The 20,048-nt window shown below is 69.8% G+C and carries 19 protein-coding genes and 1 pseudogene; 15 read left to right on the top strand and 5 right to left on the bottom strand.

Translation table 11 applies throughout. The annotated features are described in order from the left end of the window. Window positions 1–3: 3 nt before the first annotated feature. The 9 genes from ffh to BUE48_RS16970 all read left to right on the top strand — a co-directional run bounded on the left by ffh (window position 4) and on the right by BUE48_RS16970 (window position 6,970). Complete coding sequence (gene ffh, locus BUE48_RS17010) at window positions 4–1,578, top strand: signal recognition particle protein (protein WP_012853746.1); 1,575 nt, start codon at window positions 4–6, stop codon at window positions 1,576–1,578. A gap of 289 nt (window positions 1,579–1,867) precedes the next feature. Next, complete coding sequence (gene rpsP / locus BUE48_RS17005; protein WP_012853745.1) at window positions 1,868–2,317, top strand: 30S ribosomal protein S16; 450 nt, start codon at window positions 1,868–1,870, stop codon at window positions 2,315–2,317. A 3-nt stretch (window positions 2,318–2,320) separates the two neighbouring features. Further along, on the top strand, window positions 2,321–2,563 hold the full coding sequence (locus BUE48_RS17000; RefSeq protein ID WP_012853744.1) for an RNA-binding protein: 243 nt from the start codon (window positions 2,321–2,323) through the stop codon (window positions 2,561–2,563). A gap of 47 nt (window positions 2,564–2,610) precedes the next feature. Next, window positions 2,611–3,129: a ribosome maturation factor RimM gene (gene rimM / locus BUE48_RS16995; protein ID WP_012853743.1), complete on the top strand. Its 519-nt coding sequence runs from the start codon at window positions 2,611–2,613 to the stop codon at window positions 3,127–3,129. 20 nt (window positions 3,130–3,149) lie between these two features. Then, window positions 3,150–3,944 carry a tRNA (guanosine(37)-N1)-methyltransferase TrmD gene (trmD, locus tag BUE48_RS16990; protein ID WP_012853742.1) on the top strand — a complete coding sequence of 265 codons (795 nt, stop codon included), beginning with the start codon at window positions 3,150–3,152 and terminating at the stop codon, window positions 3,942–3,944. Window positions 3,945–4,073: 129 nt separating this feature from the next. Then, window positions 4,074–4,424: a 50S ribosomal protein L19 gene (gene rplS / locus BUE48_RS16985; protein WP_012853741.1), complete on the top strand. Its 351-nt coding sequence runs from the start codon at window positions 4,074–4,076 to the stop codon at window positions 4,422–4,424. 161 nt (window positions 4,425–4,585) lie between these two features. Beyond that, the gene (gene lepB, locus BUE48_RS16980; RefSeq protein WP_148233044.1) at window positions 4,586–5,605 is read left to right on the top strand and encodes a signal peptidase I; all 1,020 of its coding nucleotides are present in this window, start codon (window positions 4,586–4,588) and stop codon (window positions 5,603–5,605) included. 352 nt (window positions 5,606–5,957) lie between these two features. Further along, the gene (locus tag BUE48_RS16975; protein WP_148233043.1) at window positions 5,958–6,659 is read left to right on the top strand and encodes a ribonuclease HII; all 702 of its coding nucleotides are present in this window, start codon (window positions 5,958–5,960) and stop codon (window positions 6,657–6,659) included. Continuing rightward, on the top strand, window positions 6,656–6,970 hold the full coding sequence (locus tag BUE48_RS16970) for a DUF2469 domain-containing protein (protein ID WP_012853738.1): 315 nt from the start codon (window positions 6,656–6,658) through the stop codon (window positions 6,968–6,970). The genes BUE48_RS16975 and BUE48_RS16970 overlap by 4 nt, the downstream gene beginning before the upstream one ends. A gap of 1,046 nt (window positions 6,971–8,016) precedes the next feature. Here BUE48_RS16970 and dprA read toward each other — a convergent pair. The 3 genes from dprA to BUE48_RS16955 form a co-directional block, all read right to left on the bottom strand. After that, window positions 8,017–9,180 carry a DNA-processing protein DprA gene (dprA, locus tag BUE48_RS16965; protein WP_012853737.1) on the bottom strand — a complete coding sequence of 388 codons (1,164 nt, stop codon included), beginning with the start codon at window positions 9,178–9,180 and terminating at the stop codon, window positions 8,017–8,019. Between the two features lie 732 nt (window positions 9,181–9,912). Beyond that, window positions 9,913–11,472 carry a YifB family Mg chelatase-like AAA ATPase gene (locus tag BUE48_RS16960; RefSeq protein ID WP_012853736.1) on the bottom strand — a complete coding sequence of 520 codons (1,560 nt, stop codon included), beginning with the start codon at window positions 11,470–11,472 and terminating at the stop codon, window positions 9,913–9,915. Between the two features lies 1 nt (window position 11,473). Continuing rightward, complete coding sequence (locus BUE48_RS16955; protein WP_012853735.1) at window positions 11,474–11,848, bottom strand: YraN family protein; 375 nt, start codon at window positions 11,846–11,848, stop codon at window positions 11,474–11,476. A 721-nt stretch (window positions 11,849–12,569) separates the two neighbouring features. On the opposite strand from BUE48_RS16955, the pseudogene BUE48_RS16950 reads away from it, so the two are divergent. Further along, window positions 12,570–12,854, top strand: a pseudogene (locus BUE48_RS16950) (NUDIX hydrolase); the annotation flags it as partial. Window positions 12,855–13,667: 813 nt separating this feature from the next. Here the strand turns inward: BUE48_RS16950 and BUE48_RS16945 are convergent. Beyond that, window positions 13,668–14,216 (bottom strand): murein hydrolase activator EnvC family protein, encoded by a 549-nt coding sequence (locus tag BUE48_RS16945; RefSeq protein ID WP_245537093.1) that lies wholly within the window; start codon window positions 14,214–14,216, stop codon window positions 13,668–13,670. Window positions 14,217–14,539: 323 nt separating this feature from the next. Between BUE48_RS16945 and rpsB the strand changes: the two genes are divergently transcribed. The 5 genes from rpsB to BUE48_RS16920 all read left to right on the top strand — a co-directional run bounded on the left by rpsB (window position 14,540) and on the right by BUE48_RS16920 (window position 18,711). After that, on the top strand, window positions 14,540–15,391 hold the full coding sequence (gene rpsB, locus BUE48_RS16940) for a 30S ribosomal protein S2 (protein ID WP_012853732.1): 852 nt from the start codon (window positions 14,540–14,542) through the stop codon (window positions 15,389–15,391). A gap of 84 nt (window positions 15,392–15,475) precedes the next feature. Beyond that, window positions 15,476–16,312: a translation elongation factor Ts gene (gene tsf / locus BUE48_RS16935; RefSeq protein WP_012853731.1), complete on the top strand. Its 837-nt coding sequence runs from the start codon at window positions 15,476–15,478 to the stop codon at window positions 16,310–16,312. Window positions 16,313–16,472: 160 nt separating this feature from the next. After that, window positions 16,473–17,228, top strand: coding sequence for a UMP kinase (gene pyrH / locus BUE48_RS16930; RefSeq protein ID WP_052305691.1), 756 nt, complete (start codon window positions 16,473–16,475; stop codon window positions 17,226–17,228). A gap of 53 nt (window positions 17,229–17,281) precedes the next feature. After that, complete coding sequence (frr, locus tag BUE48_RS16925) at window positions 17,282–17,839, top strand: ribosome recycling factor (protein ID WP_012853729.1); 558 nt, start codon at window positions 17,282–17,284, stop codon at window positions 17,837–17,839. Beyond that, a complete protein-coding gene (locus tag BUE48_RS16920) occupies window positions 17,839–18,711 on the top strand; it encodes a phosphatidate cytidylyltransferase (protein ID WP_012853728.1) in 873 nt (290 codons plus the stop codon). Before frr ends, BUE48_RS16920 begins: the two co-directional genes overlap by 1 nt. Before the next feature lie 120 nt (window positions 18,712–18,831). Here BUE48_RS16920 and BUE48_RS16915 read toward each other — a convergent pair whose 3' ends face one another. Further along, window positions 18,832–19,959 carry a suppressor of fused domain protein gene (locus BUE48_RS16915; RefSeq protein ID WP_286990500.1) on the bottom strand — a complete coding sequence of 376 codons (1,128 nt, stop codon included), beginning with the start codon at window positions 19,957–19,959 and terminating at the stop codon, window positions 18,832–18,834. Window positions 19,960–20,048 lie beyond the last annotated feature (89 nt).

Below are 20,048 nucleotides of genomic sequence, written 5' to 3'. Positions count from 1 at the left end.
CACGTGTTCGAGACGCTCTCCGACCGGCTGACGTCGGTCTTCTCCTCGCTGCGCAGCAAGGGCAGGCTGTCGGAAGCGGACATCAACGCCACCGCGCGCGAGATCCGCATCGCGCTGCTGGAGGCGGACGTGGCCCTGCCCGTCGTCAAGGACTTCATCGCGCACGTCAAGGAACGGGCCCTGGGGGCGGAGGTCTCCCAGGCGCTGAACCCGGCGCAGCAGGTCGTCAAGATCGTCAACGAGGAGCTGATCGAGATCCTCGGCGGCGAGACCCGCCGGTTGCGTTTCGCCAAGACCCCGCCGACGGTGATCATGCTGGCCGGCCTGCAGGGCGCCGGTAAGACCACCCTGGCCGGCAAGCTGGCCTACTGGCTCAAGGGCCAGGGCCACACCCCGCTGCTGGTCGCCGCCGACCTGCAGCGTCCCAACGCGGTCCAGCAGCTGCAGGTGATGGGGGAGCGGGCCGGGGTGCCGGTGTTCGCCCCCGAGCCGGGCAACGGCGTCGGCGACCCGGTCCAGGTGGCCCGCCGCTCGGTGGAGGAGGCCCGGCGCGCCCAGCACGATGTGGTCATCATCGACACCGCCGGCCGGCTCGGCGTGGACGCCGAGATGATGCAGCAGGCCATCGACATCCGCGACGCGGTCTCCCCCGACGAGATCCTGTTCGTGGTCGATGCGATGGTCGGCCAGGACGCGGTCAACACCGCCCAGGCGTTCATGGACGGCGTCGGCTTCGACGGGGTGGTGCTCACCAAGCTGGACGGCGACGCCCGCGGCGGCGCCGCCCTGTCGGTGCGGCACATCACCGGCCGGCCCATCATGTTCGCCTCCACCGGGGAGAAGCTGGAGGACTTCGACCTCTTCCACCCCGACCGGATGGCCGGCCGCATCCTCGACATGGGTGACATCCTCACCCTGATCGAGCAGGCCGAGCGGACCTTCGACGCCCAGCAGGCCGAGCGGATGACCGCCAAGTTCGCCTCGGGCGAGGATCTGACGCTGGAGGACTTCCTCGAGCAGATGATGATGGTCCGCAAGCTCGGGCCGATCCGGAACCTGCTGGGCATGCTGCCGGGCATGGGGCAGATGCGCGACCAGCTCGACCAGATCGACGACAAGGACCTGGACCGGGTCGCGGCCATCATCCGCTCCATGACCCCGGCCGAGCGCGCCAACCCCAAGATCATCAACGGTTCCCGCCGGGCCCGCATCGCAGCCGGCTCGGGCACCACGGTCAGCGAGGTCAACAACCTGGTCACCCGGTTCTTCGAGGCGCAGAAGATGATGCGCCAGGTGGTCGGCGGAATGGGCCTGCCGGGCATGCCCGGCGGCGGCCGCCGCAAGGCCGCCAAGGGCAAGAGCGCCAAGAAGAAGGGCAAGCAGCGCAGCGGCGACCCGCGCAAGCGCGCCGCCGCGGCCAAGGGCTCCGGCGACGCCCGCCCCGCGCCGGACGCCCTGCCCCAGGGGCTGCCCCCGGCGCTGGGCGGCGGCCTTCCCGGCGGGCTGCCGGGCGCGCTTCCCCCCGGCTTCCAGATGCCCGACCTGAACAAACTGCAGGTCCGCAAGAAGAAGAAGTGACCGCGGGCCGTCCCGCCCGGGCGGGACGAAGCCGGGCGCAACCGTTTCCATGAGGACGCGCCCGGTCGGCATGCACCGGCTGCAGCGGCCATTACCTGCGGTGACGGCTCGTTGTTGCGCGATTGCACCTCAGGGCCGTTCGTCTGGCAGAATGACAGGCTGGAAACCCGGTGGCGGCAGGCTGCCCTCTCTCGTCCTGGCGCACCGGAGTCCATCGAGCAACCGGCAGCAGCGTCCCCACCTGGTGCAGGTCCGCTCAGCCATCTGGAATCTGGAGAACACCACACCCGTGGCAGTCAAGATCAAGCTCAAGCGTCTGGGGAAGATCCGGAACCCGCAGTACCGGATCGTCGTCGCCGATGCCCGCACCAAGCGGGATGGCCGGGCCATCGAGGAGATCGGCAAGTACCACCCCAAGGAGGAGCCCTCGCTGATCGAGGTGAACTCCGAGCGGGCGCAGTACTGGCTCAGCGTGGGCGCGCAGCCGACCGAGCCGGTGCTGAAGATCCTCAAGATCACCGGCGACTGGCAGAAGTTCAAGGGCGAGCCCGGTGCCGAGGGCACGCTCAAGGTGGCCGAGCCCAAGCCCGACCGCAAGGCCCGCTACGAGGCCGCCCTCAAGGAGGCCATGAAGGAGGACGAGGCTCCCGCCACCACTCCCAAGGCCAAGAAGAAGGCCAAGCCCGAGTCCAAGGCCACCGAGTCGGGTGAGGCCGCAGAAGCCAAGAGCGAGGGCTGAGGCGTGCTCGAAGAAGCGCTCGAGCACTTGGTCCGCGGGATCGTCGAGCACCCGGACGACGTCCAGGTGCGGCCCCGCCGGATCAAGGGCGGCCGGGTCCTGGAGGTGCGGGTGCACCCCGATGACCTCGGCAAGGTCATCGGCCGCAGCGGGCGCACCGCCAAGGCCCTGCGCACCGTCATCGGCAGCCTGTCCGGCGGCCGGCATGTACGGGTGGACCTGCTGGACATCAATGAGGTCCGCTGACGTGCCGGCCCCGGCTCGCCCGGCCCCCGTCCCGCTCTGCTGACCGGATGCGAGACGATCAGGTGGTGGTCGGCCGCATCGGCCGGCCGCATGGCGTTCGCGGCGAGGTCACGGTGGATGTGCGGACCGACGATCCCGATGCCCGGTTCGCGCCCGGTGCCGTGCTCGACACCGACCCGCCGCACCTTGGGCCGCTGACGGTCGAGCGCGCCCGCTGGCACGTCGGCCGTCTGCTCCTGCGCTTCACCGGTGTCGACGACCGCACCGCCGCCGAGAAACTGCGCGGCACGTGGCTGGTCGTCGACACCGGGGACCTGCCTCCCCTGGAGGATCCCGACGAGTTCCACGACCATGAGCTGATCGGGCTGACGGCGGTGACCACCGACGGCACCCCGGTCGGAACCGTCCGCGACATCCTCCACTACGCCCAGGACCTGCTGGTGATCCGCCGCGAAACCGGCGGTGAGGCCCTGGTGCCCTTCGTCGCCGCCTTGGTCCCCGAGGTGGACGTCGCCGGCGGCCGTATCGTCATCGATCCGCCTCCCGGCCTGCTGGACGAGTCCTGACGAGCAAGCCCTCAAAACCCATGCGGATCGACATCGTCTCCATCTTTCCCGACTACTTCGCGCCCCTGGACATCTCCCTGCTGGGCAAGGCGCGCCGCCGCGGCCTCATCGAGGTGCACGTCCACGACCTGCGCCAGTGGACCCACGACCGGCACCGCACCGTCGACGACACCCCCTATGGCGGCGGCCCCGGCATGGTCATGAAACCCGACCCGTGGGGCGAGGCCCTGGACGCCATCGCCCCGGGCGGCCAAAGCGCCGACGCCGCGCCGCGGCTGATCGTGCCGACCCCGAGCGGACGGCCGTTCACCCAGGCCATGGCCGTGGAACTGGCCGCAGAGCCCTGGCTGATCTTCGCCTGCGGACGGTATGAGGGCATCGACTCGCGCGTCGTCGAGGAGGCCCGCACCCGGATGCGGGTCGATGAGGTCAGCATCGGCGACTACGTCCTGGCCGGCGGCGAGGTCGCGGTGCTGGTCATCGTCGAGGCCGTCGGCCGGCTGGTGCCGGGGGTGCTGGGCAACGCCGACTCGGTCGCCGACGACTCCTTCGCCCCCGGCTCCATGGAGAACCTGCTGGAAGGACCCGTCTACACCAAGCCCCCGGTGTGGCGGGGCCGGGCCGTCCCGGAGGTCCTGCTGTCGGGCCACCACGCGGCGATCGCCCGCTGGCGGCGCGACCAGGCGCTGCGGCGCACCGCCGCCAACCGCCCCGACCTGATCGCCGCACTGGACCCGGCCCGCTTGGACGAGCGCGACCGGCAGGTGCTCGCCGAGGCCGGATTGCCGCCGGGCGGCGAACCTGTGGCAGACTAGAGCGTCGGCGCCCCTGTGTCCGGGCTGCCTCACGACTTCCACGAAGCAAGATCCACTTGCGCGGCGCGACGCCCCCACTTTCGTTCGGGGCCTCTCGATGCCGGCTTCCGAGGACGAGGAACCGCTGTCATGCACACCCTGATCCAGGAGATCGAGAAGGCCGCGATGCGTGCCGACATCCCGGACTTCCGTCCGGGCGACACGCTGAAGGTGCACGTCCGTGTCACCGAGGGCAACCGGAGCCGGATCCAGGTCTTCCAGGGCGTGGTGATCCGGCGGCAGGGCGGCGGTGCCCGGGAGACCTTCACCGTCCGCAAGGTCAGCTACGGCGTGGGCGTGGAGCGGACCTTCCCGCTCAACAGCCCCTCGATCGAGAAGATCGAGGTCGTCACCCGCGGTGACGTCCGCCGCGCCAAGCTCTACTACCTGCGCAACCTGCGCGGCAAGGCCGCCCGCATCAAGGAGAAGCGCGAGTCTTGAGCACCGCGGCCCGCCTCCGGGCCGCTGCAGCGCCCCGGGAACCCTCAGCGGTGACCGGGGCGTTCCGTATGTGATCGGTGTCGGCTGTTTGCGGGTTCATGGCGGGCGACACGGCGATGCGCGGCCGGGCTCCCAAGGCCGCCCGCTATAGGCTCGCCCTGATGACTCACGAGGACGATCGGAGAAACGTGCGTTCCGAGGCCGAGGGCGCGGTGCCCCACAACAAGCAGGCCGTGACCCCCGGCGAGGGAGTCGCCGAAGATCGCCTGAACGGGTCCTCTCCCAGCGCGGCCGTCAACCCCTCGGAGGAAGAGACCGTGGCTCGCGGCGAGGACTTCGCAGACGGCGAGGAGCCCGAAGAGGACGGCAAGAAGGAGGCCAAGGAGGGCTCCTTCTGGAAGGAACTGCCCATCCTCATCGCGGTGGCGCTGGTGCTGGCGCTGGTCATCAAGGCGTTCGCCATCCAGGCCTTCTACATCCCCTCGGCCTCGATGGAGAACACCCTGCAGATCGGCGACCGGGTGCTGGTCAACAAGATCGTCTACCACACCCGGGACGTGCAGCGCGGCGACATCGTGGTCTTCAACGGCCTGGACTCCTGGGACCCGGAGATCGAGGTCGCCGAGCCCACCAACCCGATCGTCAAGGCCTTCCACTGGATCGGCGGCGCCTTCGGCTTCATCCCCGGTGAGAAGGACTACATCAAGCGAGTCATCGGTCTGCCCGGCGACCGGGTCAAGTGCTGCGACGCCGAGGGACGCGTCACCGTCAACGGCGTCCCCCTCGATGAGCGCTCCTACCTGTACACCGACCCGGTGACCGGGGAGCAGAACAAGCCCTCCAACGAGCCGTTCGACGTCACCGTCCAGCCCGGCAACTTGTGGGTGATGGGCGACCACCGGGAGGTCTCCTACGACTCCCGCCAGCACCGCGGCGACCCCGGCGGCGGCGCCATCCCCGAAAGCCGGGTGATCGGCCGCGCGTTCGTCGTCATCTGGCCGCTCAACCGTATCGACGTCCTGCCGATCCCCAAGACCTTCAAGCAGCCCGCCCTCAACGCCGCCGGGGCTCTCCTGCCGGCCACCCCGTTCGCCCTGGGACTGATCGGCGCCGTCCCCATCACCTGGCTCAACCGCCGCCTGCGGCTGCGTCTGGCGGAACGCGCGAGCAAGCGGTCCTGACCCGGCCCACCGGCGTGGAGGGCCACCGCTTTCCGGGCTCCGGCGTTCACGAGCCGGCATGGCGGACGGGCGGCCGCCTCCTGCGGCGGATGCCCGCGGGACGGCGCGGACTCCCTCGGCTCTGTTCGCCGACCCGGAGGTGGACGGTTTCGGCGTCGTGCTCCTTGCCGCCGGCCGCGTGACCGGGCTGCGTTCAGGTGCGGTTCGCCCGGAGCGGGCATCCGGCTGGTCCCCGGCGCCCGGGCCGTCCTGGGGTTGAGGTCCGCGCGCGGTCATCGTGGGGAAGGCTCCGCGCAAGGGGTGCTCTGGAACCGTGCCACGGGCCTCTTCGGCAGAACGTACGCTTCGAGGCATGATGAGGCGTCCGCTCCGGTTCACGCCCCGCCGCGATGCGGGACTGTACGGGCTCGAACGCGCCCTGCAGCACGCCGGGTTCAGCCCGGTGGCGGGTGTGGACGAGGCCGGGCGCGGCGCGTGCGCGGGTCCTTTGGTCGTCGCAGCGGTGATCCTGCCCTCCGGCCGGCGCGCTCTGATCGACGGGCTGACCGACTCCAAGCTGCTGACCGCGCGTCGCCGCGAGGAGCTTTACGCGCAGATCGTGGAACGGGCCGTCGCCTGGGCGACCGTGATCATCCCCAGGCACGACATCGACCGCCTCGGCCTGCACCAGTGCAACATCACCGGCATGCGCCGGGCGCTGGCCCAGCTGGAGGTCAGACCCGGCTATGTGCTCAGCGACGGCTTCCGGGTGCCCGGCCTGGACGTGCCGGGACTGGCCGTCCCCAAGGGCGACTGCGTCGCCGCCTGCGTGGCCGCGGCCTCGGTGGTCGCCAAGGTGACCCGGGACCGGCTGATGGTCGAGCTCCACGAGCGGTATCCCCAGTATGGTTTCGCCGTGCACAAGGGCTACGTCACCCGCGAGCACACGGCGGCGCTCAGCGCCCACGGCCCCTGCCCGGAACACCGCCTGTCATTCGTGAACGTGGCGAGGGTGGGGAACAATGGGGCGCGGACCGGCGTGTTCGGCCTTGCGGGGGAGGGAGCACGAGCGTGAGCGCCGAAGATCTCGAAAAATACGAAAACGAGATGGAGCTCCAGCTCTATCGCGAGTACCGGGACGTCGTCGGGCTCTTCACCTACGTGGTCGAGACCGAGCGCAGGTTCTACCTGACCAACTCGGTCGATCTCCAGGTCCACGGCACCGGCAACGGCGAGACCTTCTTCGAGGTGACCATGCAGGACGCCTGGGTCTGGGACATGTACCGCCCCGCCCGCTTCGTCAAGAACGTCCGCGTCGTCACCTTCAAGGACGTCAACATCGAGGAACTCGCCAAGAGCGACCTGGAACTCCCCGCAGGCGGCTGACCTCCTTTCTGCCGCGACGAACCACGACACCGCGCACCGCTCCCGCGAACACCCCGGCGGACGAAATCGAGGCGCCTCCCGACCACACCCGGCCGAACGCTCCACCGCAGCGGACCACCGGCACTGTGGTCGTGTCCCGTCACCGACGCTGGAGCCCGCACGGACCGAACCTTTTCCAGCACGCCGCTCCCGCAGGCCGAGAGGGGAGGCCTGCAGCCAGGGACGATGCCGTGACCTGCAACGTCATGACCTCGGGCACTGCCGAGACCCCCGTTCCATGGCCTTCCAGGACCACGTGTGGAAAGGCCTCGGTGAGGCTCTCTCAACGATTGGCGCCCCCGAGGGACGGCATCGCCCCGCCGGCCGGCGCATCAGCTCCGGTGAAGGCGGGGAAAGGCCGACGCAGGGATGTTCTGCGAAGGCCCGTGTCGTTGCTGCCTAGAGCGAAAGGCGTCCGCCTGGAGCGGCCAGGTGAGCCTTCGGCCTGGTGGGAGTCGGCGCGGCAGAGAAGCGCTCCTTTTCGTTGAAAAACCTCCTCAGTGAGGTTCTCCCAGCGATTGGTGCCGCTGAGAAGCGGTATCGGCCCGTAGGTTGGCGTGTCAGCTCTGGTGAAGGCGGGGGAAGGCTGGCGCGGGGGCGTTCTGCGAGGTCCGTGTTGTTGCTGCCGAGAGCGAAGGGCGTCCGTCTGGAGCGGCCAGGTGAGCCTTTGGCCTGGTGGGAGTCGGCGCGGCAGAGAAGCGCTCGTTTTCGTTGAAAGATCTCCTTAGTGAGGTTCTCCCAGCGATTGGTGCCGCAGAGAGGCGGTATCGGCCCGTAGGTCGGCGCACGAGCTCTGGTGAAAACAGGGAGCGGACGGCACAGGGGGCGCCCGAAGGCCCATGCCGTCGCGACCTGGGGCAGGAACGTTCACCGGGAGCGGCCGGGTGCGCCTTCGCCCTGGGTGGAAGTCGGTACAGCAGGGAAGCACGCTCCTTTTCGTCGAGGAAACCTCAAGTGGGGCAAGCGGCCGCCGGGCCGCTGCCTGGGACGGCACGGCAAGGGGCCGCTCACACGGGTGAACTGGGGAGCTTCGCCGAGCGGCGCAGGCGCCAGCCGCCAGGGGCGCGTTCGATGAACCCGGCCGCCGACAGCTGCCCCAGCCGGCTGGTCGCGGTGGCGAGATCCACACCGGCCCGGACCGCGATCTGGGCGGGGCCCGCGGCTCCGCGTGCCGGCAGCGCCTCCAGGACGGATCTGGTCACCGGGTCGAGCATGTCCCTGGGCAGTACCGGGCCGCGGGGCGGTGGCGCCAGATCGGCGCCGATCCGGCCGACTTCCTCGAGCACTTCGGCGGCCGTGGTCACGCACCGGGCCGGGGGAGTGTCGCGCAGCAGTTTGTGACAACCGACCGAGACCTTTGAGTCGACCGGGCCGGGTACCGCCATCAGGGCGCGTCCCAGATCGCGGGCGTGGACGGCGGTGTTGAGCGCCCCGCTGCGGGCGGCCGCCTCCACCACGACGGTGCCCCTGGTCAAAGCGGCGATGACGCGGTTGCGCACCAGGAAGCGGAGCCGGTGGGGGTCGGTGCCCGGCGGGGACTCGCTGACCAGCAGGCCCTTATGCAGCATCTCCACGAACAGGGCCTCGTTGCCGGCGGGGTAGAACCTGTCCAGGCCGTTGGCGAACACCGCGATCGTCTGGCCGTCGGCGGCCAGCGTTCCCCGGTGCGCCGCCGCGTCGATGCCCAGGGCCCCGCCGCTGACCACGGTCCAGCCCGCATCGGCCAGTTCGGCGCCCAGCTCGGAGGCGATCCGCACCCCATAGGGGGAGGCGGCGCGGGCTCCCACGATCGCCACCGAACGCAAGCAGGAATAACGCAGGTCCAACGGGCCGCGCAGCCACAACGCATAGGGCCTGCGGTCACCGAGGTCGTCCAAGGTCACCGGCCATTCCGGATCCCCCGGGCAGACCAGCCGGATCCCGAGCTCGGCACAGACGGCCAGGTCGGCCTCGGTATCGGCGGCTTGCAGCCGGGCCCGCCACGCCGCCAGCCGCCGCCGGCCGCCCTCTGTGATCGAAATTCCCTCCGGCGGCGGCTCCTCGCCCCGCACCACGGCCAGCGCCCTGCAGGGCCCGGCCCGGGCGACGATCCGCCCCAGCAAGATCTCACCCGGCTCCGCGATGGCGCACAGCGTGGCCCGGGCTCGTCTTTCCTCCTCAGGTACGACCATCGATGATGCCCTTTCTCAGATAGGCGACCAGCTCTGTGGCGGCTCGTCCCCGCCTCTCCCATGCGATCAGGGACGTCCGTCTTTCCTTGCGGCCTCTGCGCGACCGGCGAATCTTTGCCGAGACATGGCCTTGGGCGCCGAAGACGGGAGCCCTGACGGCGTTCGAGGACATGACATCGCAGGTCACGGCATCGTCCCTGACCGCGACGTCCCCGTCTCGACCTGCGGAGGCGGCGTGTTGAGAAGGTCCCGTGACGACGGTGCCGAACTCGCGGCCCGTGTTCTCAGGCAACGGGAGCCTTCGTGGGTGGGGCCATGCAGGTCATCGCATCACCCTTGCCTGCGAGACTCTCCTTCCGGCTCGCCGGAACGGGACGGGAAAAAGTCCACTGAGGTCTTCTCAACGAAATGAGGCGGAGGACCGCACCGTGCCGCCTCCCACCGGAGCGAAGGCACGCCCTGCCGCTCCCGGCAGACGCCCTTCGGCTCCGACGCCGTGGGCTTTGGCGGATCGCCCCTGCGCCGTCTTTTTCCTGCTTTCACCGGTGCTCGTGCCCCGGCCTGCGGGCCGATGCCGCTTCTCAGCGGCACCGGTCGTTGAGAGAACCTCACCGCTCCGTGCGCCTTTGACTGCCGCCCGCCTATGTCCCGCTGGTGTTTCGAAGCGGTTTCCCAGAAACCGGGCGGGGGAGCGGATCTGCGCACTGCGGGCGGCGGCGGGCGGGTCCTTGTTCAGCACCGTCTTCCCGTCCAGAGGGCGAAGGCGCTGCTCAGGTCGTCCGCGGAAGGAGTGTCGCGGCCGGCGAGGTCGGCGCATGTCCAGGCGGTGCGCAGCACGCGGTCCAGGCCCCGGGCGCTGAGCTCGCCGGTCTGCAGGGCGCGATCCAGGCAGGACATGGCCTCGGCGGAGGGCAGGAAGCGGCGCCGCAGTTGCGGGCCGGGGATCTCGGCGTTGGTCCGCCAGGGGGTGCCGGCGAGGCGTTTTGCGGCCCGCTCCCGGGCCTGCAGGACGCGTTCGGCCACCACTTCGCTGCGTTCGGCCGTCTGCAGGTCATAGCGCAGCTCGGCACGGGTGGCCGGGTGCAGTTCCAGCTTGAGGTCGATGCGGTCCAGCAGAGGGCCGGAGATGCGCGCCAGGTACTTGTGGCGGACCGCCGGTGTGCAGGTGCAGTCGACCGACTTGGCCGCCGCGCACGGGCAGGGGTTGGCGGCCAGCACCAGGGTGAACCGGGCGGGGAAGCGGGTGGCGGCCCCGGCACGGGCGATCATGACCTCGCCCTCCTCCAGCGGCTGGCGGAGGGCGTCCAGCACACCGGCGTTGAACTCGGGGGCCTCGTCCAGGAACAAGATCCCATGGTGGGCCAGGGACGCCGCGCCCGGCTGCAGCAGCCGTCCCTGCCCGCTGCCGACCATGGCCGCGCGGGTGGCGGTGTGATGCGGGGCGCAAAAGGGCGGGCGGGAGATCAGCGGCTTCCCCGGAGGAAGGGTTCCGGCCACCGAGTGGATGGCGGTGACCTCCAGCGCGGCCTCCCTATCCAGCGGCGGCAGCAGGGTGGGCAGGCGTTCGGCGAGCATGGTCTTGCCGCAGCCGGGCGGCCCGTAGAAGAACAGGTGGTGACCGCCCGCCGCGCTGATCTCCAGCGCCCGCCGGGCCTCCGCCTGCCCGCGCACGTCGGTCAGGTCCAGGTCCCCGCGCAGGTCCCGGGAACGGATGGCCGCGCCCTCGGAGACGGGGGTGAGCCGGGCGGTCTCGGCGTCCTCCGGCTCCGGCGGCGGCGCCTGCCCGCGCAGGCGGCACAGCAGCCCGTGCAGGGAGGACGCGGCGATCACCTCGACGTCGGGCACCAGCTCCGCCTCGGCGACGTTGGACCGCGGGACCACGACCGTGCGGTAGCCGGCGTTGGCCGCGGCGAGCACCGCGGGAAGCACTCCCGGGACGGCCCGGACCCGCCCGTCCAGGCCCAGCTCCCCCAAGATCACCATCTTTGTGCAGGCCCTGGGGTCGAACGTCTCCGCAGCGGCCAGCAGCGACACCGCGATGGCCAGATCGAACGCCGAGCCCTTCTTGGGCAGGCTGGCGGGGAAGAGGCTGATCGTCACATGCCGGTTGGGCCATGACTCACCGGAGTTGAAGATCGCGGCACGGACCCGGTCCCGCGCCTCGTTCAGCGCCGCGTCCGGAAGCCCGACCAGGTGCAGGCCGGGCACTCCACTGGTGATCGACGCCTCGACGTCGACGACGAAGCCCTCGACGCCGACCAGCGCCACCGATCGGGTCTTGGCCAGGGCCATGTCAGCACACCCCCCGCAGGTGCTCCAGCTCGAACCCGGTGCGCTCACCTCGGGCGGCGACGACCAGACCGATGACATCGATGCGAACGGTGGCCGCCGGTATGCCGTACTGGGCCGCCCAGCGGCCGGCCAGCCGCCTCAACCGGGCGGCCTTCGCCTGTGTGATCGCCTCAATGGGCGTCCCGAACGAGGCGTCGGTGCGGGTCTTCACCTCGCACACCACATGGCGGCTGCCGTCATAGGCGACGATGTCCAGCTCGCCTTCGCGGCAGCGCCAGTTGCGGCTGACGATCGTCCAGCCGAGCCGTTCGGACAGATAACGGGCCGCGGCGTCTTCACCGCGCCGCCCCAAAGCCCGCTTGCTCATCGTTTTCATCGGCCATCACCTCCGCCCCTGACACTTCCGCACCTGAACGGCCACCGGCAGACGAACGCGATTCTGTGGAAAACCGTCACCTCGTGACTGCCGCGGAGATGAAGTGGCCGCCGCGAAGACGAACCTGCTCCAGAACACGAACACCATCGAGACCGAACAGGAACGAAAAGCTCGCTGCGGAGGCTCCGAGCCGATGTCTAAGCACAGGCATTGAGGTTTCTCAACGAAATGAAGTGGGGATCGCGCCCATCAGGGCGGAGGTGCACCTGGCCTCTTCTGGCGGGCTCCCCCTGCCTGGTGGCGACGGCGTGAGCATTCACGTATCACCCCTGTGGCGCCCTTCCCTTGCCTTCACCAGCGAACTTTTCCAGCACATGGCCTTAGGAGCTGGGACGAGAGCCCGATGATGTTCGGCACTGGGACGTGCTGGGTCACGGCATCGCTCCTGACTGCGATGCCCTCGTCTCGATCTGCGGAGACGACGTGTGGTTCACCGGAAAAGGGCAAGGCGGCAGAATAGGCGCAGGTGTTCTTTTCGGCTTGTCCCACCTAAGGACGTTCAAGGAGATAGGGACGCTGTTGTGGGTGAGCATGACAGGTCACCGGCGGGCGATGCAGACCTTCGAGATCGTCGTCCGGCGGTGCTGAAGACGCGGGCGCCGGTGCGGCCCACCCCGCTGGGAAGGCGTTCACACCTCCCGGGGAGCGGGCGACCAGCGTCTCGGTGATCGCGTTCACCCGGGAAGGCCTGATGGTGGTCGCAGACCTGGAACGGGGCCTGGACCTGCCCGGCGGCCACACTCGACTTCACGAACGCTCCGGAGAGGAGACGGCCCGCCGCGAGGCATGGGAGGAAACCCGCATCATCGATGACCTCGTATCCATCGAGGTCATCGAGTCCGACTACCTCGGCGCCGACGACCTGACCTACATGGTCATCTACGCCGCCCGCGTCCGCCGCCCTGGACGTCGGGCGACGACGAATCACGCGGCCGGCTGCTGCTGAGACCGGAGGAGTTCCTCGCCCGCTACACCGCCGGCGACCGGAGCCTCATGACCCACCTGGTGACGACCGCCCAGGCGCACATCGCCCGAACGCCTACCGGGTGAAAACGGCAAGCACAAGAGAACCGCCGCAGGGAGCGGACCAGACCGTCGATGCCTCCTGGGCACCCGGACCCATGCCTACCACGCCGAGGAACCGTCGCATCTCGATGAGCGCGGCCGGACTGGGGCCTTCTCAACGAAAGTCACCGCCGGGCGTTACCTGGGGGCCAGCGCGACCTGGACGATGACGCCGATCCGGCCCGGGGTCCGAGGTGACATGTCGCAGAGTCTGCCGGCGCTGCTTGCGGCGGGCGGAAGCAAGATCGGCAGGAGGTGGGTACGGGCGGGGATGTCGGCATGGCACGGTGAGAAACCGGTGCAAGGCCTCTGGGCGCCGGGATGTTCTTGTGGCGAAAACCGTCCTGTCAGGGGATTTGCGGCTGTCAGGACCCGGCTCCGCCGCAGCCTCCGGCCCTGTGGGCACCGCTTGCGTTCTATTTCGCCGAGAAAGCCTCAATGCGTGGCCGTGGGCTCTTGGAGCAGGAGCCTCGATGGCGTTCAGGGCTGTCTCCTCCGAGGCCATCACGCTGCTCTCGGCCACAAGGTCCCTGCGGGGCGTCCTGCTGAAGCGATGTGGGGAAAGGGCTTACCGGTGCGTTGATTCGTTTCCGCTGCGGCCTCTCATGAGAGGCGAGGGCAGAGCTTCGGTTGTCCATGAAGACCTCGCTGTTGAGCCTTTGATCCTGCCGCGTGGTAAGTGGGCTGAGAAAACTCATGGAGCGTCTGGGGAATTCGTGGGACGGGATAGAAACGGTGTGGAGCTGAAGAGAACCCTCGTTTGAGGAGAACCGGGGGCGGGGGCAGGGGACCAGTAAGGAAGGAGCCGTACGCCTCGGTGAAGCAGTGACAGGGGATCGAGGTACTGCGAGCCGTGGCGCAGGCCCCAATGGAGACAGTGCCGGAGGCCGCAGTGGCCGGGCAGGTCCTGGAGGACGCCCAGCACGGCCCCGGCCGGCACCTGCCGGCCGGCCCGGACGGAGGGGACGACGGGCAGGTAGGTCGTCCGCAGGTGGCCGTGCGTGATGGCGACCACCCCGTACCCGGCGATACGGCCCGCGAAGGAGACCCGGCCCGCGCCGGCCGCATGGACGGGCTGGCCGGGCCTGGCGAGCAGATCGACCCCGCGATGGCCGGGCCCCCAGGGAACGGCGGGAGGGCTGAAACCGCGGAGCACCGTGGGGACGGGGCGCAGCGGCCACTGCCAAGAGCCGGATGAGGCGGGGGAGAGGAGAGTCAGGGAGCAGGCGAGGACGAGCGCCATGACGGTCATGGGCACGATGCTCCGGGTGCGGCCCGGCGGGGGCCATGGGCCGCACGAATTGTGGATAACCGTTGAACGCTTTGCAGAGCGCCGATTCCCCGAGGCGAGCGGACATCCCATAGACTTGAGGCACGGTCGCATGGGGGAGCCTCTCCCAGGCGGCCGAATTCACGCGCTCCCTGCCACCGGCTCCCGCTCGTCCGGGATCAAGGGTGGGACACAGTCTTCTCGGTCCGTCACGACGCTGACGGCGGGGTGTGTTCGAGCGCTGGCAGGCAACCGAGAGAGGGCCCGACGCGAAGGGCCGGACAGGAGTACACGGGATGTCACCCGTCGTCACCATGCGGCAGCTGCTGGAGAGCGGCGTTCACTTCGGCCACCAGACCCGGCGCTGGAACCCGAAGATGAAGCGCTTCATCTTCACCGAGCGCAACGGCATCTACATCATCGACCTCCAGCAGTCGCTGTCCTACATCGACCGCGCCTACGAGTTCATCAAGGAGACCGTCGCGCACGGCGGCACCATCCTGTTCGTGGGCACCAAGAAGCAGGCCCAGGAGGCCATCGCCGAGCAGGCGCAGCGGGTCGGGATGCCGTACGTCAACCAGCGCTGGCTGGGCGGCATGCTCACCAACTTCTCCACCGTCCACAAGCGGCTCACCCGGCTCAAGGAGCTGGAGGAGATCAACTACGACGACGTCGCCGGCTCCGGCATGACCAAGAAGGAGCTGCTGGGCCTCAAGCGCGAGAAGGACAAGCTCGCGCGCACGCTCGGTGGCATCCGCGACATGAACAAGGTCCCCAGCGCCATCTGGATCGTTGACACCAAGAAGGAGCACATCGCCGTCAACGAGGCCAAGAAGCTGGGCATCCCCGTGGTGGCGATCCTGGACACCAACTGCGACCCCGATGAGGTCGACTACCCGATCCCCGGCAACGACGACGCCATCCGCAGCGTCAGCCTGCTGACCCGGGTGGTCGCCGACGCGGTCGCCGACGGCCTGCTCGCCCGCGCCGGCGCCGCCACCGGCGAGTCCGACAAGCCCGCCGAGGCCGCCGCGAGCGCCGAGCCGCTGGCCGAGTGGGAGCGCGAGCTCCTGGAGGGCGGCAAGGAGAAGAAGGAGCAGAGCGCCGAGGCCGCTCCGCAGGCCGAGGGGTCCTCCGACAACGCCTGATCCGAGATCTTCGGCGGGCCCGCCGTGGCAGGGTCCGCCCGAGATCGGCCGGGTCCCACGAACTGACGAGAGAGATCTGAAGCGATGGCGAACTTCACCGCCGCCGATGTCAAGCGGCTCCGTGAGCTGACCGGCTCCGGCATGATGGACTGTAAGAACGCCCTCACCGAGGCCGAGGGCGACTTCGACAAGGCCGTCGAGCTCCTGCGCCTGAAGGGCGCCAAGGACGTCGGCAAGCGCGCCGAGCGCACCGCCGCCAACGGCCTGGTCGCCGAGTACTTCCAGGGCTCGGGCGACGGGGCGATCCTGGAGCTGAACTGCGAGACCGACTTCGTCGCCAAGAACGCCGGCTTCATCGAGCTGGCCGACCGGATCGTCAAGTTCGCCGCCGAGTCGGATGCCCCGGACGTGCCGACGCTGCTCGGCATGGAGATCGAGCCGGGCAAGACCGTCCAGGCGCTGATCGAGGAGAACAGCGCCAAGATCGGCGAGAAGCTGGAGCTGCGCCGCTTCGCCCACTTCAAGGGCGCCTACGTCACCAGCTACCTGCACAAGTCCGACCCGTCGCTGCCGCCGACCACCGGTGTGCTGGTCGAGCTGGACACCGAGAACGCCCAGGTCGGCAAGGACATCGCCCAGCAGATCGCGGCGATGGCGCCCAAGTACCTGACCCGCGACGAGGTGCCCGCCGAGGTGATCGAGAAGGAGCGGGCGCTGGCCGAGCAGATCACCCGCGAAGAGGGCAAGCCGGAGAAGGCCATCCCCAAGATCGTCGAGGGCCGGGTCAACGCCTACTTCAAGGACTTCGTCCTGGTCGAGCAGGCCTTCGTCAAGGACAACAAGAAGACCATCGCCAAGGTCCTGGATGAGGCCGGGGTGAAGGTCGTGCGCTTCGCCCGCTTCCGGGTGGGCCAGGCTTAACCGCCCTGCTCGGAGGTATTTTCCGAGGCAGGGAAAGCGAACACGCCAGTGACGATACGACGAGGAGGCCGCCGCCGTGGAGGACAAACCGACCGCTGACACGACGGCGGCCCCGTCGTCGCCGCTCATCCCGCGTCCCGACCCCGTCGCCCGCGCCGCGGTGCCCGCCAGGCCCGCCGCGCAGCCCGGGCTGCCCCGGGGAGGGTGGAAGCGGGTGCTGCTGAAGGTGTCCGGCGAGGCGTTCGCCGGCGCCGAGCCGCTGGGCATCGACCCGGCGGTGGTGCAGCACATCGCCAAGGCCATCGCCGAGGCGGTGAGCGAGGGGACCCAGGTCGCGGTGGTCTGCGGGGGCGGCAACATGTTCCGCGGCGCCCAGCTGGCCGAGCGCGGCATGGACCGCGGCCGTTCCGACTACATGGGCATGCTGGGCACGGTCATCAACTGCCTGGCACTGCAGGACTTCTGCGAGAAACTCGGCCTCGACACCCGGGTCCAGACCGCCATCACGATGGGCCAGGTCGCCGAGCCCTACATCCCCCGCCGCGCCATCCGGCACCTGGAGAAGGGCCGGGTCGTGATCTTCGGGGCGGGGCTGGGTCAGCCGTTCTTCTCCACCGACACCTGCGCGGCGCAGCGCGCCCTGGAGATCGGCGCCCAGGCGGTGCTCAAGGGGACTCAGGTCGACGGCGTCTACGACGCCGATCCCCGGAAGAACCCGGACGCGGTCAAGTTCGACCGTTTGGACTACGGTGAAGTCCTACAGCGTGGGCTGAAGGTCATGGACGCCACGGCCATCAGCCTGTGCATGGACAACAACCTGCCCATCGTGGTCTTCGACCTGATGGGGCAGGGCAATATCATCCGGGCCGTCCGGGGCGAGAAGATCGGCACACTGGTCAGCCCGGCGGACGGCTGACCCGCTGCGCCGGGCGGTCGGTAGCAGGCAGGACTAGGTGACGGGAGCCCGAAGTGATCGAGGAGATCCTCTTCGAAGCCGAAGAGAAGATGGAAAAGGCGGTCGCGGTCGCCAAGGAGGACTTCGCGGGCATTCGCACCGGCCGGGTCACCCCGGCCATGTTCAGCAAGATCACCGCTGACTACTACGGCACCCCGACGCCGATCAACCAGCTGGCCTCCTTCACCCTGCCCGAGCCGCGCATGGTGATCGTGCAGGTGTTCGACAAGTCCTCCCTGCCCGCGGTGGAGAAGGCGATCCGGGAGAGCGACCTTGGGGTGAACCCCACCAACGACGGCAACGTCATCCGCGTGGTCTTCCCCGAGCTGTCGGAGGAGCGCCGCCGCGAGTACGTCAAGATCGCCGGCAACAAGGCCGAGGAGAGCCGGATCTCCATCCGCAACATCCGCCGCCGCGCCAAGGACTCCCTGGACAAGCTGGCCAAGGAGGGCGAGGCGGGCGAGGACGAGGTCCGCCGCGCCGAAAAGGAGCTCGACGACGCGACGCACAAGTACGTCGCCAAGATCGACGAGCTTCTGGAGCACAAGAAGGCCGAGCTGCTCGAGGTTTGATGGAAGCCGCACACGGCCGGGAGACGGCGCCGCCCCCGGCCGACCCCCCCACCTCCTCCGGCCGTGCAGGCCGCAACCTGCCCGTCGCCGTCGCCGTCGGCGCCGGGCTGGGCGCCCTGGTCCTGGTGTCGCTGTACACCATCAAGGAGATCTTCCTGGGCGTCATGACGTTCTTCCTCGCCTACGGGGTGAGGGAGCTGTCCCAGGCGTTCCGCGCCCAGGGCATCCGCCTGCCGCAGGTGCCGAGCATGGCGGCCGTGGTGGCGGCCCTGGTCGCCGCCTATGTCGCCGGCATGTTCGGGCTGCTGGCCGCGGTGGCGCTCGCCGTGCCGGCGCTGCTGGTGTGGCGCATGTTCATCGGCACCCGCGGCTATGTGCGGGACTCCACGGCGGGGCTGTTCATCGTCGCCTATGTGGCGCTCATGGGCGGCATCGTCTCCTTGATGCTGTCGGCCGACGACGGCGCCCAGCGCATCGTCATCTTCATCGCCGTCACCGTCTCCAGCGACATCGGCGGCTACTTCGCCGGAGCCTTCCTGGGACGGCACAAGATGGCCCCCGTCATCAGCCCCAAGAAGACCTGGGAGGGCTTCGCCGGCTCGGCGCTGGCCTGCATGCTGGTCGGCGCCGGGCTGGTGCCCTGGCTGCTGGACGGCGGCCGCCTGTGGCAGGGCGCGCTGCTGGGGGCGGCCGTGGTGTGCGCGGCCACGGCCGGCGACCTGGTGGAGTCGGTCATCAAGCGGGACCTGGGCATCAAGGACCTGGGCACCCTGCTGCCCGGCCACGGCGGGGTGATGGACCGCCTGGACTCCCTGATCGTCGCGGCCCCGGTCGTCTGGCTGCTGCTGGAGCTGTTCGTCCGGACGACCTGACCGCTCACTGCCGGCACAAGCCGGTGCCCGGGACGTTCCGCCGTCCCGGGCACCGGCTTTGCGCTTTCCGTTCTCACGGCCCTTCCGCGGGCATGGCGCCCCGGAGCGGAGGGGGCGCTTTCAGGACACCACCCAGCTGCGGCCCTGGTCGCGCAGGCGGCGGATCAGGGCGTTGGAGCCTTCCGCCTTGGCGTACTGGTACTCCTCGTCGCTGATGGGGACCAGCCACAGCCAGCGCACCGGGTCGCCGCTGAACGTGAAGCCGCTCAGGTCGGGAGCGGGCGGGCCGGGCAGCCGGCTCGGATCGTCCAGCAGCAGCACCCCCGTCCAGGGGGCCTTGTCGGAGCCCGGCGGGTTCAGCGGGAACGTCTTGGGCTCGTGGTACCACTTGACCACGTCACCGGGGGCGAACCAGGTCACCGAGCGCCAGGGGTACTGGGCCAGCCAGGGGAAGATACTGCCCGCCCGCTGGCTGGGCAGCGTGGTCGCCACGGCCAGCTCGATCCGCGCGTACCTGGAGACGTCGTCCTCATACAGCTCCACGGTGGGCATCCGCTGGCAGCTCATGCCGAGCGTGCTGAGCACGCTGAAGTCCCGTCCCGGACGGGCGGGCCGCTCCGACACGCTCACCACCGGCGCGGTGGGACGCCCGCCCTGCTGGGCGGCGCCCGGTCCGCGGAACTGGCGGCCGACGTCGTGCCAGTAGTGGCCGCCGGGGCCGAGCCGGTTGAGCAGATGCCCCAGGACCGACTGCTGGAACTGCGCCCAAGTGCCCTCGCTGCGGCACCACTTCCAGAAGGCGCGGGACTGCTCGATGCGGGTGGAGAACTCCTCCAGCTCCTGTTCCAGGGGGAACGCGAAGGGGCTTTGGGCGTTGACGTCCCGGGTGTAGCCGGGGATGCCCCGGTTCATGTCCGACCAGGCGGGGATGACGCACAGCGGCTCGCCCGCCTCCAGCACGGCGGCCCCGTCGCCTTCTTCGAACCAGACCACCTCCAGCGACTTGGGGTCCAGCGGCGGGCGGCCCTCGGGGTGCCGGGTGCGGCCGGCGGGCATCATCGGGGTCAGCCCCGCGTTCAGCCGGGCCAGATCCAGCCCTGCCGCCGCCGGCCGGTGGTTGGCGATCCACGTCGCGCCGATCACGGTGTCGGCGGCGTCGCGCAGATACGCCTCGGTGGTGACGCCGTCGCTTTCCACGGTGAGCCGCCGGCTGCCGTACGGGCTGGTATCGGACAGCAGCACCTGCACCGCCGACCCCCGCCGCCGGGAGGCGCCGGATGCGGCAGAGCCGGCATTTCCCCGGAAACGGGATCCACCCCGTGCAGAACCCGATCCCC

Origin of the sequence: Thermomonospora sp. CIF 1 (assembly GCF_001896795.1) — a bacterium.
GTDB classification, from domain to species: Bacteria; Actinomycetota; Actinomycetes; order Streptosporangiales; family Streptosporangiaceae; genus Thermomonospora; species Thermomonospora curvata.
This window is presented reverse-complemented; position numbering and strand designations above follow the sequence as displayed.

Excerpts from the sequence above, each read along its gene's own strand:
- rimM (WP_012853743.1), top strand. The coding sequence starts at position 2,611 with ATGCGAGACGATCAGGTGGTGGTCGGCCGCATCGGCCGGCCGCATGGC.
- trmD (WP_012853742.1), top strand. The coding sequence starts at position 3,150 with ATGCGGATCGACATCGTCTCCATCTTTCCCGACTACTTCGCGCCCCTG.
- rplS (WP_012853741.1), top strand. The coding sequence starts at position 4,074 with ATGCACACCCTGATCCAGGAGATCGAGAAGGCCGCGATGCGTGCCGAC.
- lepB (WP_148233044.1), top strand. The coding sequence starts at position 4,586 with ATGACTCACGAGGACGATCGGAGAAACGTGCGTTCCGAGGCCGAGGGC.
- BUE48_RS16975 (WP_148233043.1), top strand. The coding sequence starts at position 5,958 with ATGATGAGGCGTCCGCTCCGGTTCACGCCCCGCCGCGATGCGGGACTG.
- dprA (WP_012853737.1), bottom strand. The coding sequence starts at position 9,180 with ATGGTCGTACCTGAGGAGGAAAGACGAGCCCGGGCCACGCTGTGCGCC.
- BUE48_RS16960 (WP_012853736.1), bottom strand. The coding sequence starts at position 11,472 with ATGGCCCTGGCCAAGACCCGATCGGTGGCGCTGGTCGGCGTCGAGGGC.
- BUE48_RS16955 (WP_012853735.1), bottom strand. The coding sequence starts at position 11,848 with ATGAAAACGATGAGCAAGCGGGCTTTGGGGCGGCGCGGTGAAGACGCC.
- BUE48_RS16945 (WP_245537093.1), bottom strand. The coding sequence starts at position 14,216 with ATGGCGCTCGTCCTCGCCTGCTCCCTGACTCTCCTCTCCCCCGCCTCA.
- rpsB (WP_012853732.1), top strand. The coding sequence starts at position 14,540 with ATGTCACCCGTCGTCACCATGCGGCAGCTGCTGGAGAGCGGCGTTCAC.
- tsf (WP_012853731.1), top strand. The coding sequence starts at position 15,476 with ATGGCGAACTTCACCGCCGCCGATGTCAAGCGGCTCCGTGAGCTGACC.
- BUE48_RS16920 (WP_012853728.1), top strand. The coding sequence starts at position 17,839 with ATGGAAGCCGCACACGGCCGGGAGACGGCGCCGCCCCCGGCCGACCCC.